The 13,033-nt window shown below is 54.2% G+C and carries 14 protein-coding genes; 5 read left to right on the forward strand and 9 right to left on the reverse strand.

Going from position 1 to position 13,033, the window contains the following annotated elements:
- Positions 1–14 precede the first annotated feature (14 nt).
- Positions 15–1,472 (reverse strand): cytochrome-c oxidase, cbb3-type subunit I, encoded by a 1,458-nt coding sequence (gene ccoN / locus TH30_RS05555; RefSeq protein WP_114097080.1) that lies wholly within the window; start codon positions 1,470–1,472, stop codon positions 15–17.
- A 419-nt stretch (positions 1,473–1,891) separates the two neighbouring features.
- On the opposite strand from ccoN, the gene TH30_RS05560 reads away from it, so the two are divergent.
- The gene (locus TH30_RS05560; protein WP_114097081.1) at positions 1,892–2,410 is read left to right on the forward strand and encodes a hypothetical protein; all 519 of its coding nucleotides are present in this window, start codon (positions 1,892–1,894) and stop codon (positions 2,408–2,410) included.
- Here the strand turns inward: TH30_RS05560 and TH30_RS05565 are convergent.
- Entirely contained in the window at positions 2,374–2,958 is a 585-nt protein-coding gene (locus TH30_RS05565; protein WP_114097082.1) for a Crp/Fnr family transcriptional regulator, read from the reverse strand. The two genes, TH30_RS05560 and TH30_RS05565, sit on opposite strands and share 37 nt — an antisense overlap.
- 92 nt (positions 2,959–3,050) lie before the next feature.
- Between TH30_RS05565 and TH30_RS05570 the strand changes: the two genes are divergently transcribed.
- From TH30_RS05570 to TH30_RS05585, 4 genes are all read left to right on the forward strand, one after another.
- On the forward strand, positions 3,051–3,821 hold the full coding sequence (locus TH30_RS05570; RefSeq protein WP_114097083.1) for an SDR family oxidoreductase: 771 nt from the start codon (positions 3,051–3,053) through the stop codon (positions 3,819–3,821).
- Between the two features lie 10 nt (positions 3,822–3,831).
- Positions 3,832–4,524, forward strand: a complete 693-nt coding sequence (locus TH30_RS05575; protein ID WP_114097084.1) for a TVP38/TMEM64 family protein — start codon at positions 3,832–3,834, stop codon at positions 4,522–4,524.
- 7 nt (positions 4,525–4,531) lie between these two features.
- The gene (dapF, locus tag TH30_RS05580) at positions 4,532–5,413 is read left to right on the forward strand and encodes a diaminopimelate epimerase (protein WP_258548620.1); all 882 of its coding nucleotides are present in this window, start codon (positions 4,532–4,534) and stop codon (positions 5,411–5,413) included.
- A 189-nt stretch (positions 5,414–5,602) separates the two neighbouring features.
- The gene (locus tag TH30_RS05585) at positions 5,603–6,799 is read left to right on the forward strand and encodes a phosphoglycerate kinase (RefSeq protein ID WP_114097085.1); all 1,197 of its coding nucleotides are present in this window, start codon (positions 5,603–5,605) and stop codon (positions 6,797–6,799) included.
- Between the two features lie 90 nt (positions 6,800–6,889).
- Here the strand turns inward: TH30_RS05585 and TH30_RS05590 are convergent, their stop codons facing one another.
- From TH30_RS05590 to TH30_RS05620, 7 genes are all read right to left on the reverse strand, one after another.
- Entirely contained in the window at positions 6,890–7,876 is a 987-nt protein-coding gene (locus TH30_RS05590) for a squalene/phytoene synthase family protein (protein WP_114097086.1), read from the reverse strand.
- Between the two features lie 113 nt (positions 7,877–7,989).
- Positions 7,990–8,652 carry a hypothetical protein gene (locus tag TH30_RS05595; protein WP_114097087.1) on the reverse strand — a complete coding sequence of 221 codons (663 nt, stop codon included), beginning with the start codon at positions 8,650–8,652 and terminating at the stop codon, positions 7,990–7,992.
- A 217-nt stretch (positions 8,653–8,869) separates the two neighbouring features.
- Positions 8,870–9,715, reverse strand: a complete 846-nt coding sequence (locus TH30_RS05600) for an alpha/beta fold hydrolase (protein ID WP_114097088.1) — start codon at positions 9,713–9,715, stop codon at positions 8,870–8,872.
- Positions 9,716–9,748: 33 nt separating this feature from the next.
- Positions 9,749–10,555: a methyltransferase domain-containing protein gene (locus TH30_RS05605; RefSeq protein ID WP_114097089.1), complete on the reverse strand. Its 807-nt coding sequence runs from the start codon at positions 10,553–10,555 to the stop codon at positions 9,749–9,751.
- 76 nt (positions 10,556–10,631) lie between these two features.
- Entirely contained in the window at positions 10,632–10,820 is a 189-nt protein-coding gene (locus tag TH30_RS05610; protein WP_114097090.1) for a hypothetical protein, read from the reverse strand.
- Positions 10,821–10,902: 82 nt separating this feature from the next.
- On the reverse strand, positions 10,903–11,436 hold the full coding sequence (locus TH30_RS05615) for an RNA pyrophosphohydrolase (RefSeq protein WP_114097091.1): 534 nt from the start codon (positions 11,434–11,436) through the stop codon (positions 10,903–10,905).
- A gap of 42 nt (positions 11,437–11,478) precedes the next feature.
- Positions 11,479–12,996, reverse strand: a complete 1,518-nt coding sequence (locus TH30_RS05620; RefSeq protein WP_114097092.1) for a divergent polysaccharide deacetylase family protein — start codon at positions 12,994–12,996, stop codon at positions 11,479–11,481.
- Positions 12,997–13,033 lie beyond the last annotated feature (37 nt).

Consider the following 13,033-nt stretch of genomic DNA (forward strand, 5'->3'; position numbering starts at 1 on the left):
ATCTCGTTCCCCCCTTATTCGGCTGCAACGGTGGCAGGTGTGCCGATCGGAGCTTCGTTACGCAGATCGCCCTTGATCGTCTTGTAGACGTTCCAGACCATCAGCAGCGAACCAAGAACAAACAGCAGGCCGCCGGTTGCACGAATGATGTAGTAGGGATGCATCGCCTCAACGGTTTCGATGAAGGAATATTGCAGGAAGCCCAACTCGTCATAGGCACGCCACATCAGGCCCTGCATGATCCCCGAAACCCACATCGAGGTGATGTACAGAACAATCCCGATGGTTGCCAACCAGAAGTGGTGGGAAACCAGACGCATCGAATAAAGGCGCTCGCGGTTCCACAGAACCGGGATCAGGAAGTAGATCGCACCGAACGACACGAAGGCAACCCAGCCAAGCGCACCGGAATGCACGTGACCAATGGTCCAGTCGGTATAGTGCGAAAGACCGTTCACCGCCTTGATTGACATGACCGGACCTTCGAAGGTCGACATGCCATAGAAACCGACAGCGGCAACCATGAAACGCAGAACCGGATCGGTACGCAGCTTGTCCCATGCCCCCGAAAGGGTCATCAGGCCGTTGATCATCCCGCCCCAGGACGGCATCCACAGCATGATCGAGAAGGTCATGCCCAGAGTCTGCGCCCAGTCAGGAAGCGAGGTGTAATGCAGATGGTGCGGACCAGCCCAGATATAGAGGAAGATCAGCGCCCAGAAGTGAATGATCGACAGGCGATAGGAATAGACCGGGCGTTCGGCACGTTTCGGAATGAAGTAATACATCATGCCGAGGAAGCCGGCTGTCAGGAAGAAGCCAACAGCGTTATGTCCATACCACCACTGGGTCAGGGCATCCTGAACACCCGAGAACAGCGAATAGGACTTTGCGCCGGTCAATGAAACCGGAATGGCAAGGTTGTTGCCAAGATGGAGCATCGCAATCGTGACGATGAACGCCAGATAGAACCAGTTTGCAACATAGATGTGCGGTTCCTGACGTTTCAGCAGGGTGCCGACAAACATTGCGAGATAGCCGACCCAGACAACCGTCAGCCAAAGGTCAACGAACCATTCCGGTTCAGCATATTCGCGGCCCTGCGTAACACCGGTAACATAGCCGATTGCGGCCATCACGATGAAAAGCTGATACCCCCAGAAGACAAATGCAGGCAACGCCGTGCCACCATAAAGCGGGGTGCGACAGGTGCGTTGAACCACATAGAAGGAAGTCGCCAACAAGGCGTTCCCGCCGAAGGCAAAAATAACTGCCGAGGTGTGCAATGGGCGCAAACGCCCAAAGTTCAGAAACTCGGTATCGAAATTGAGTACCGGAAATGCGAGCTGCCAGGCAATGACATCGCCCACCAGAAATCCGACTACTCCCCAAAATACGGTCGCGAGTGCGGCCCAGCGCACAACGTCCATATTATAATTAACAGCAACAGAAGGTGATGCTGTCTGTGCCATGCTCCCTTGGCCCATGCTTGACTCCCGTTCAAGGTGTTCGGGGCAACTGTCCAGACCCTCTCGGACAGTCTCATCCGTCCCCATGAATAACCGGATATTGGAATGGTTATTCACCTGCACTTGAAGCCTCACCCATGGTGCCTCTTCTGAAATCAGCAGAAGCACATCAATGCCGGTGAGGTTTTCCAATCATAGTCGCGAGTATGCGGTTTGACGGGCCAAAAGCCATTGATGTACGTCAATATCGGCGCGCAATTCGCGGCAGAAATTCAATCAAGGAAAACCTTACAGGTGGCAAAGTGATGCCTCAAGTGTTGCGGCAATATATGCGCTTCAACTCACCCGAAGGTGTTGATGCACATCAAGGTTGACCGGATTTATTTGCGGCATGATCATGTAAATTCCAGAGGACAACAATCATGTCAGAAGCCTATCAGGCACATCCCCTTACATCACATACTGCGGATATGACTTATCCGCTGGTGCAGATGATGCAGGTCGATATGTCCTTTGATCACTGGAGGGCATTTGTTGGCAGATACTGCCTGCCGGTTGGAGACTGCGAAAAGGTTCCCGGAACCGGCAGGAAATCGGATGCCGACCAGATTCTGTGGCAGCGGCAGCGTGGCATTATCGTGATTTCAAACGAACGCGGATATATCCACGGCCTGTTTTCCTATTATGTCCGTGATGACATGAAAGACGGCCTTGTCTTGCATGTGGACAATGTGATGGCGGTTGAAATTGTTGCCGGAGCCTATGTTCTTGATGCCATGCGCGATGCCATGACCAGGCTTGCACAGGTTCACAAATGCGCAAATGTCTATGTTTCCATCGGCGAACTTGACGGGCGTTTGCGTGATTACTTTGCCAAGGCGGGTTTCGTGCCAAGCAAAGTGCGTTATTGTGCGCCTGCCACGCCCAAAATTTCTGCCTGAGTAAGACGTTTGCGGATACGCGAAAGCGCGATTGGTGTAATGCCGATAAAGCTTGCGATCTGGGCCTGTGTCAGGCGGGGTACGATGGCGGCGTAGTCTTCCAGAAACCCCAAATAACGATCCTGAGCTGACAGACACAGGAACTCGTATTCGCGCTTTTCCTTGCGAAGGCTGACCTGCTCGTTGAAATCAAAAAACTGCGCCATCAATTCCGGCGAAGCCGCTGCAGCCTTTCTGATCCCGTCATAGGGAAATGCCGTGATGTCACAGTCTTCCAGACAGGTGATGGCAAAATGGCTTGGCGCGTTCATGATCTGACAGCGTCGTGATCCCATCACTGAATTTTCGGCAAAGAAGCTTTTGATCCATTCCTTGCCCTCGAACGTGACATAGGACATCTGGGCCAGCCCCTTGCGCAGGAAAATCACGTCGCGACAGATATCACCCTGCTGAATGATCCGGGTGCCTTTGGCATGACGGGCAATTCGTATTTGTCCATCAAGATGCGGATCGTTTTCGAGCCGCTTGATCAGTCCGCAAAAATCCATGTCTGATAAACCCGGGTTAATGCAAAAGGGTGCCGCAAGGTGGCAACTGAACGCTGATCTGTCATTAACAGAAAGCGCAAGGAACCATCATTATGACCAATCGGACGTCATCTGTCCTGATTACCGGTGCAACATCGGGAATCGGGCGGGAACTTCTCGGTCTTTGTTACGATCAGGGCTTTCAGGTCATTGCCCACGGGCGATCAGAGCTAAAACTTTCAACCCTTGTCGATCAGTTTCCGGGCGTGCAAACCGTGCTCTGTGATCTGGCAGACCTTGGTGCTGTCGAGCAGATGATGGATGGTGTTTTGGCGACACATCCAGCTATCAGCCTTGTGATCAATAACGCAGCGGTTCAGATGCCGGGCATGATCACGCAGAGCGCGTGCGATCCATGTGATGCGGATCGGGAAATGGCGATCAACTTTCTTGCACCGCTTTGCATTTGTCACGCGGTGATGTCCCGTTTGGCGAAGCAGCACGGAATGTTGGCAGGCGGAACTGCAAAAGACCGGATTCGGATTGTAAACGTATCGTCCGGACTGGCGTTTTTTCCCAAGACTGGAAGTGCCGTCTATTGCGCCAGCAAGGCCGCCCTGCACAGCCTGTCGCAAAGCCTGCGCTACCAGATTTCAGAGGCCGGTCTTCCCATTGCTATCAGCGAAGTGTTCCTGCCTGTCGTGGATACGCCGATGACCAAGGGCCGCGATATGCGCAAAATATCTGTGCTGCAGGCTGCCAGCGAGATTTGGGATGGTATCACCGAAAACAGGGACGAAATCTTTGTCGGCAAGGCGCGATGGATTCCCGTTCTGAACCGGGTGTCGCCTGCCTTGATGAAATCAATCCTGCGCAGGGGCTAGGGCGAGAATCATGAAAGACCTTTTGAAAATCGCCCTGATTCTGGCGAGCTGCTTTGCTCTTACATTCTTTGTTCTGGTTGCTCTGGGCGTTTTGCAGCGCGAGGACGTGACAAACTGGCTTGAAGTCGCGCAACAGATTGATCCGGCATTCGTCGCGGGGCTTGTGATTGTTTTGCTGGTTGCTGATCTGTTTGTCGCGGTACCGACCATGACCATCACCATACTGGCGGGATATTTTCTGGGGCCGGTGGCTGGCGCATGTGCGGCCGCAACAGGTATGATACTGGCGGGCGGTACGGGATATGTCCTGAGCCGGAAATTCGGTCGACCTGTGCTGGGGCGAGTCATTTCCGATGAAGCACGGTTGAGCGAGATGGAGGACGTCTTCGCCCGATATGGCGTGGTTGTTCTGATGATTTGCCGGGCAATGCCGATCCTGCCTGAAGTATCATGCTGTCTTGCCGGTGTGACCCGCATGCGGTTGGCCCATTTCGTTTCGGCCTATCTTGTTGGCACCGTGCCATATGTGATCGTGTGTGCCTGGATTGGCGCACAAAGTTCACTTGTCGATCCGATGCCGGCAATCTGGGGGGCCGGGGCTGTGTCGGCCGTGCTGTGGATTTCCTGGTTTGTTCTGATTGGTCATCACCGTCGCCAAAAACGCAAGCTTGCACAAAGCTCCGGGCGTGCTACATCCGGGTAAGCGACATATGGACTGGCTTTGGAAACAGGACTATAAGGCGGGTATGAACGGTATTCCTTTTGTCAAAATGCATGGTCTGGGAAATGATTTCGTTGTCTTTGATGGACGACGCGATCCCGCCGTGCTTGATCTTGATGATGCAACAGCCGCCCGGATTGCAGATCGCAAGACCGGTGTTGGCTGTGATCAGCTGATCGTTATTGAACCCGCCCGCGATGATATGGCGGACGCCTTTATGCGTATCCGCAACAATGACGGCGGCGAAGTCGAGGCATGTGGCAATGCTACGCGCTGTGTTGCCAGCATCGTGATGGGCGAGCTTGGCCGCAATGATGCGATCATTGAAACCGTTGTCGGATTGCTTGATGCCAATGCGTCAACCAATGGTCTGGTGACGGTCGATATGGGTCAGGTCAAACTTGACTGGCGCGATATCCCGCTTGCCGAGGCAGTTGATACCAACCACATTCCGCTGTCGCTTGGCCCGCTTTCCGATGCAGTCGGGGTCAATGTTGGCAACCCGCATGCGGTGTTCTTTGTCGAGGACGCCGAAGCGATTGATATCGAAAAGCTTGGTCCGGTTCTTGAACATCACGAGATGTTCCCGGAACGCGCCAATATCGAAGTTTGCAGCATCGTTGGCGAAAATCAGATCCGGATGCGTGTCTGGGAGCGTGGCGTTGGCGTAACCCGTGCTTGCGGGACCGGGGCCTGTGCCGTTGGTGTGGCAGCTGCGCGCCGCGGTTTGACCGGGCGCAAGACCGAAATCATTCTGGATGGTGGTAAACTGACCATCGAATGGTTGCCAGATGACCATGTTCTGATGACCGGGCCGGTAGCGACCAGTTTCCAGGGCTTTTTGCATTCATCCCTTCTGGGACAGCATTGATCGAAATTCGATAACCGGCCGTCAGGATCATGACCGGCCGGTTATTTTTTACAGGTACTTTTACGGACCGCTTCGGGCCTTGCGTCGATTGCCCTGATCAGGCAAAACAGGGCCCAACAGGATTTGGTTCGATCCATGTCGGGACGCCCGCCTCCCGTCTTTTGTGAAACTCAAAAGCAGGTTCAGATAATGGCTGACTTTAATACGCTTGACGGTGTCAATGTCGCTGGCAAGCGCGTTTTGCTGCGCGCTGATCTTAACGTTCCGATGAAGGATGGTGTGGTTGGTGATACGACTCGTATCGACCGTACCGTTCCGGGCCTGATTGAACTGGCCGATGCCGGTGCGAAGCTTGTGGTGATCACCCATTTCGGCCGCCCGAAAGGCGCGCGCGTTCCCGAAATGTCGCTTAAGCCGGTGGCAGAGGCCCTTGCCAAGCAGCTTGGCCGTCCGGTGAAATTTGCCGATGATTGCATCGGTGAAGCAGCAGCAAGCGTTGTGAACAGCCTTGAAAATGGCGAGATCGCGCTTCTGGAAAACCTGCGTTACCATGCAGAAGAAGAAAAGAACGATCCGGCTTTTGTCGCGGAACTTGCCAAGCTGGGTGATGTTTACGTTAATGACGCGTTTTCATGCGCGCACCGTGCGCACGCCTCGACCGAAGGTCTGGCACGTGCGCTTCCGGCCTATGCCGGGCGTTTGATGCAGGCTGAGCTTGAAGCGCTTGGCAACGCGCTTGAGGCACCGAAACATCCGGTGATGGCGATTGTTGGTGGTGCCAAGACTTCCACCAAGCTTGATCTACTGGGCAATCTGGTTGCCAAGGTTGATCAGCTGGTGATTGGTGGTGGCATGGCCAACACCTTCCTTGCGGCCAAGGGTGTCAATGTTGGCAAATCACTGTGCGAACATGACCTGCTTGAAACCGCGCGCGAGATTTTCAAAAAGGCAGAAGCCGCCAATTGCGAAATCGTTCTGCCGGTTGATGGTCTGGTTGCCAAGGAATTTGCCGCCAACGCACCGCATGATGTTTCCGACATCAATGATGTTGCAAGTGATGGCATGATTCTGGATGCCGGTCCGGAAACCATCAAGGATCTGAACAAGCGCCTTGAAACCTGCGAAACGCTGGTCTGGAACGGCCCGCTCGGTGCCTTTGAAATCACGCCGTTTGACACGGCAACGGTTTCAGTGGCCCAGCATGCAGCAGCTCTGACCAAGGCAGGAAAGCTTCTGTCGGTTGCCGGTGGCGGTGACACGGTTGCCGCATTGCGCCACGCCGATTCTGATCAGGCATTTTCCTATGTCTCGACTGCGGGCGGCGCATTCCTTGAATGGCTTGAAGGCAAAACCCTTCCGGGTGTTGCAGCCCTTAGCGCCAAATAATATCCATCAGGTCCGACCTGAAAATGACAAACCCCGCCAGTTTGGCGGGGTTTTCTTTTGCCTTGATGGTGTCGCGACCATCCAGAATGGTCAGTCGTTGCTGATATCAGGCAGGCTGTTCTGGGCGGTGGTTTCCATGATCGATTTGCGATCTTTGAGGAAACTGGCATAGCCGTTTTCCATCATTGCGCCGCCCAACTCGATATAAACCGTGAACAGGCGAGACAGGGTGTCGGCCTCGTCAGTGTCAAGGACAGACAAAAGTTCGCCAGACCGGGCCTGACCGGTTTCGAAATGTTCCCATGCATGTTCGAGCATGATTTTCCCCAGATAATCGAGCTCTTCATACTTGCCCTGACCGATGGCATTGCGAATTTCGCCAAGGGTGATGTCGGCTGCGATCAGCATTTCGGACGGAATGGTGACAAGGCGGTCGGGGCCTTTGATATCGTCGGGCAGATCGCGCAGGATGTGAATAATATAGCAGAAAATTGCCATGTCCCGCGCGTGATAGATCGGCGGATTGGTCAGGGGCGAGGTATAGCCGATTTCCGGGTCAAAGCGCGCAGATAGCAGATAGACAAAGATCGATGCAGGCGCAGCAGTCGCGCCTTCGCAATAGGCGATGAAATCGTCCCATTCATCCATCGGTTCTTCGGCAACGTCGCGATGAAGGGCGTCAGCCAGTTCGATCCATGGATCGGTCGCAAGATCACTGCGGCCAAGGGTCAGGCGGAGTGCCTCATACACATCACCGCTAAGCGGTCCGGTTTCGGGCAGCGGATTTTTCGCCCCGGCCTTGGCCGAGATGATTTGTGCCTGCCACTGATTGATGGTTTCGATAACTGTTTCGCGCTGAGCATCGCGTTCGGCGTCGGGCAACTCAAGAAAACCGTCATCGACGATATCGTCAATGACGCGCATCGAGGCGTAGCTTGCCAGAAAGAAGCGCTGGCGTTCCGGAGAAAGACGCATAGCCGCACGATAAAGATTGGCGTTTTTGGCCGCAGCAAGTTCATTGCAGGCATTAAACGGTGCGCCAAGTACGGCATTTTCAGGTGGGAGCGAATGGCTCATACGCGTCTATATGTCCCTTTGGGTTGCCTTTCAAAGAGTCATACAGGACTGCCCGTCCTGTGCAACAGGGTATTTGCCCATCGGCCTGTAAATGCAGATATCGATCGGTCAGATCAGAATTCGATTCGATAGCGCGCGGTCAGGCCCAGCATGGCATCAATACCGTCAAGGACGCTTTGATCGGGTTGGGACGGCGTCAGGTTGCGCGACACACTGCCATGCAAGCCGATCCAGATATCCTGAAGCGGCATGTAGGAAAGTGACGCAGCAAGACCGGCATCGTTTATGTCATTGTCGCTTTCAGATAACAGAAGTGGCCTGCGTGGTTGCTCAAAAGCATAGCCGCCCGTCTGGTATATGCCGATATTTTCCGATTTCGATGCGCTCAGATCAAGAAACGGTCCAACGGCAATGCCAAGACCCGGTGTCGGTGAATAGCCCAGCCCGATCTGGGCGCTAAGCCCGTTGTGGGTGTTCCGGGTCCCGTCCATTTCAAGCCAGAACTGACTGCCTTGTCCGGTGTCATCGGGTTCCGGGCCAAGCAGGAAACTGCTGCGCGTGCGTCCGGAAAAATACCGGCTGATACCGTTATGACCCGCCGGCGGCAAGATAGCGGCCCCCAGATCACTGCCAAAGGCAAGACGCGGTGCCGAACTGATCGAAGGAACGTCATCTGATTGCGCATAGGCAGAAGAAAGCCGACCCATGCCCACAGTGATGAGGGCAGCGAGTAATGCGCTATAGAGCGAAAAGTTTGCCAGATGCAGTTTCATCATGCCGCCTGTTCCCACAGGTGATCACAGAGCCACAGCAATCAGCGCATTGGATTTGGGACCTCTGCGTAGGAGGTCATATACGTCTTCGGTGTCGGTCCCATACCAACCATGTATTGTCCGCGCCGCCACATTATGCGTGGCATTTTTCGCGGATCGAACCTGATCAGGTCACTTGTGAAGGAGGGAGACGTCAACGGGACCGCGTGACGATTGCGGCCTATTGGCTTGTGCTTCCCAGAAAGTCCCTGATTGCGTTGATTTGCGCTTTGTCATTCAGATGGGGAGCATGCCCGCAGTTCGCCACTGCAAAAACAGGCATTTCAGGTTTTTTATTTTTCATTTTATCGACAATGGCCTTGGGGATCAGATCAGATTGTTCGCCGCTGATCAGCATTACCGGACAGGGCAGGGCATCAAAAACATCCCAGGCATCAAAGGAATCAATGTGTTCGGCAAAGATGCGCATGACTTCGGGGTCGTAATGCATCATGAAATTGCCATTCGGCAGTCGTCGCACGGACCGTGAAGCTAAAAATGCCCAGGTGGCATCATCGGCAACGCCAAACGGGGCATAAACCAGCCTGACCAGCTTTTCAACATCATCGATGGTTTCGAATTCCGGTGATGCCCCGACATAGGATTTGATCCGGGCAACCGCATTCGGATCAAGTTCCGGCCCGATATCATTGAGGACCAGCTTTTCGATCCGTCCTGCGACTTCGGCAGTGGCATAAAGGCCAATCAGCCCGCCCATGGATGTGCCGATCCAGTCACAGGTACTTACCCCGAAATGGTCAAGCAGTTCAAACATCTGGGCGACATAGAAAGGGACGGTATATTCGCGGTCCGGATTTTTGGCCCAGCCGGAAAAACCACGCCCGATCATGGTTGGACACAGTACGTAATACTGATCGGTGAAATGCGGGGCAACATGATCAAAATCATCGGCAAGCCGCGCCAGACCATGCATCATGATCAGTGGGCGTTTTGCTGGATCACCCCATGCCCTGACATGGATTTCATACCCACAGCATTTGACGAAATGTTCGCGAAAATCTGCCATGGGAAGGCTCCTTGTCAGGGAAGTGATCGGGGATCAGCTGGCCCGTTTGCGGGCAATCATGAACAGGCGATTGAATGGGAACAATGTGCGTCCATCATCGCGTATCGGGTAAACCTGATTAAGGCGTTCCTTGTATTTCGCGGTAAAGCTCGCACGTGCCGCGTCATCAGGAAGGGCTGCCATAACCGGGCGCAGGATGGTCGAGCTGGTCCAGTTATAAACTGCGTCCGGACCATTGAGCACATGGCAATATTGTGTCTGCCAGAGGTCAATCTCGTCGCAGGACGGTGCAAGAACATCAAAATAGTCGCCTGGTCGCATGATGCGTGCGGCATGCATGGCTTCGGCGACTTCCTTGCGCCACTCGATCCCGGCTTCACCGATCAGCTGATGACTGGGGGCCAGGAAATTATTGGGCACCTGAATGGCAATCATGCCGCCGGGGCGGACAAAACTCATCAGGCGCGGAAACAGGTGTGAGTGATCGGGGACCCATTGAAGGGCGGCATTGGAAAACAGCAAATCAACCTGATCATCAGGCTGCCATGTTGCGATATCGGCCTTTTGCCAACGGATATTTTCCGACCGTTTGCGTGCGGTCTCAAGCATCTCGTCAGAGGAATCAACACCTATAATTCGCGGGGTATCATCGCCTTGATCCGCATATGCATCGGCAAGAACAGCTGTCACCGATCCCGGGCCACAGCCCAGATCAACGATGTGACGGGGTGAAAATCCGCTTGCTGCTTTGGGCAGGCGGCTAATCAGATCAATGGCCGGTCGCAAACGCTCATTGCCAAACAGACCGTAACGGGCAGGGTCCCAATATGTATTGCTCATAGACAATTCCTAGAGCTTTCTCGGGTGTTTTTAAAGCATTAGATGCCGGTTACGGCTGCGTCAGGCACAAGGTTGATTAATGATCGGCAGCTTCGAGCTGATCATAATAACCCTTGATCAGATGGAACATGAACAGCACAGCGCCAATGAAAAGGGCCAAACCGACAAAATAGGAATAGCCGTCTTGTGAGCCAGATGCATAGAACAGGCCCAAAATACCGACCGCAATGGTCAAAACACCAAAGATAATCCGATCCGCACCCATATTGGAACTCCTCTAAACCGTAGGTGTTATTGATTCTTGAAATTTAGCGAAAAGAACGCGGCGATCAAGCCGCATAGTCGCCTTATGCCTGTTTGATTTCACGAATTCTTTGCGGTACATCACGAAATGCATCAGCAATTTGCAAATAAACAGGCCGTTTGAACGGCACGATCAGATCGGGCAGTGTGGCAAGATCATTCCAGCGCCAGGCATCAAATTCCGGATTGGGAACATCAATCTTGATGTGCTTGTCCTTGCCGGTAAAGCGCATGGCGAACCATTTCTGTTTCTGGCCGCGATACTTGCCCTTGAATGCTTTGCCGACCAGATGGTCGGGCAGGTCATAGGTCAGCCAGTCAGGTGTTTCTGCGATGATTTCAGCCTTGTCGGTGCCGATTTCTTCCTTGAGTTCGCGAAGGGCGGCCTCAACCGGTGTTTCGCCATCATCGATACCACCCTGTGGCAACTGCCAGGCACCTTCAAAGCCCAGACGATTGCCCATCCAGACCAGACCATCCGCATTGAAAAGTGCAATGCCGACGCACGGACGGTATGGCAGGTCTTCGGCACGGACCTTTGATTTGGTTTCGGACGGGTTTGCGGATTTGTCAGCCATGATTTCTCCTGCGTGACCGGGGCCGGAATTGGCGGCTTGCCGTCACTGACCTTCGATGGTGGCGGCGGGTTCTGTGTTGTTGGCAGCATCTTGCGCCATCGCTTCGATTTCGCGTTTTTCAGCTTCAAGGCGCGATGCTTCGGCCTCGGCGACGGATTGCGGTGTGACTTGCATCCCGGAAATTGCACTGACCGGGGCCAGTTCGACCCCCTGACGTTTTAAACGCAATGCCCAGTTCCGCAGACGCTGGATTGTGACCGGATAGGATTGGGCAAATCCGATTGCCGCACCATTGCGCTTTGCAAGTTTCACCAGTTCGGTCAGTCTCGCATCGATCTGGCGGCGGCTCGGGATTTCATCAATCAGGACATTGCCGATTGCATTGGGTGTTCCGGCATTCGATGCCAGTTGTGCGCCGTAGCTTGCCATGCCGCTGCGTGTGCCTTCGACATACATCAGACCGGATCGGGAAATGAATTCGATGATCGGCCGGATGGCGCTATCAAGGCTGCCGAATTTTGATCCTTCGTGACTGACCAGCCCGGCATAGCCGGGGAACTGTGCAAGTAACCATTCAAGCCGCACAAGGTTTTCCCCCTCGGACAGGGATGTCAAAAGTGCGCGCGGACCGGGATCAGACAGCGGGAAGTCGACGGGTTCCATCGGCAGTTCAAGGAAGACTTCATGTCCCATTGCACGGGCCTGACTGGCGACCGATTTGATGTCGCGCCCATAAGGCGAAATCGCCAATGACACGTTCAAGGGAAGATCATTGATCGCGGTTTGGGTGCGTTCATCATTCAAGCCAACACCGGTCAGAATGATGGCGACATAAGGTTGTCCGTCGGTTTTCTCGAACGGGCGTTTATAGGCATCAAACGGGGTTGTCCCGTCATCTGCAATACGCGGAATACGTCCGAAGCTTCCTTCCTCGTCAAGGCCGGGAAGCGGGGCCTGTCGCAAGGGATCGGGTTCGATGGGATCGTCAAGCGATCCTTCCTCGGCGATCAGGGCTGCGAGTTCTTCGGGGGATGGCTGGTCCCCTGAAGTTGCACCATCACCCTGTTCGGGTGTCCCGATCAGATCGGAAATACCCGATAGCTGACTGGCGATTTCTTCGGGACTGCTATTCGCGCCATCGGTTGGCATATTGGTGTTTTGCTGGGCGCGTTCGCGTTCCTGCATGTCGCGCACACCGCGAGCAATCTCTTCCTGAAGTTCACGCTCTGAGCCCGGCACGGCAACCAGTGCCTCGGGCCCGCCGGTATGAAACAGTCGCCAGCCGGTTTCGGGATCAAGAACCGGGATCATGGCCACAGCTGTCGCCCCGAAGGGCGACAGGAACAGCGTAATGATCAGAAGCTTTGACAACCAGCTGCGCCTTGATTTCGGCCGCTTGGGAAGTCTTTTGAACTGAACATCGATGGGCAGTTCATTGAAGGGCAGGTCATCGAGATCAACATCGTGTTCGGCGTCAGACATCCCGTCGCCAAGGTCGTCAGCCAGCGCGCCAGCCATGTCCTCGTCGAGATCGCCATTCTTCTTCTTTCTGAATGGCAAGGAGTTTAGGATTTTCCTGAACACGAACAGCTAGTCT

It is taken from the genome of Thalassospira profundimaris (assembly GCF_003326795.1).
Classification (GTDB): domain Bacteria; phylum Pseudomonadota; class Alphaproteobacteria; order Rhodospirillales; family Thalassospiraceae; genus Thalassospira; species Thalassospira profundimaris_C.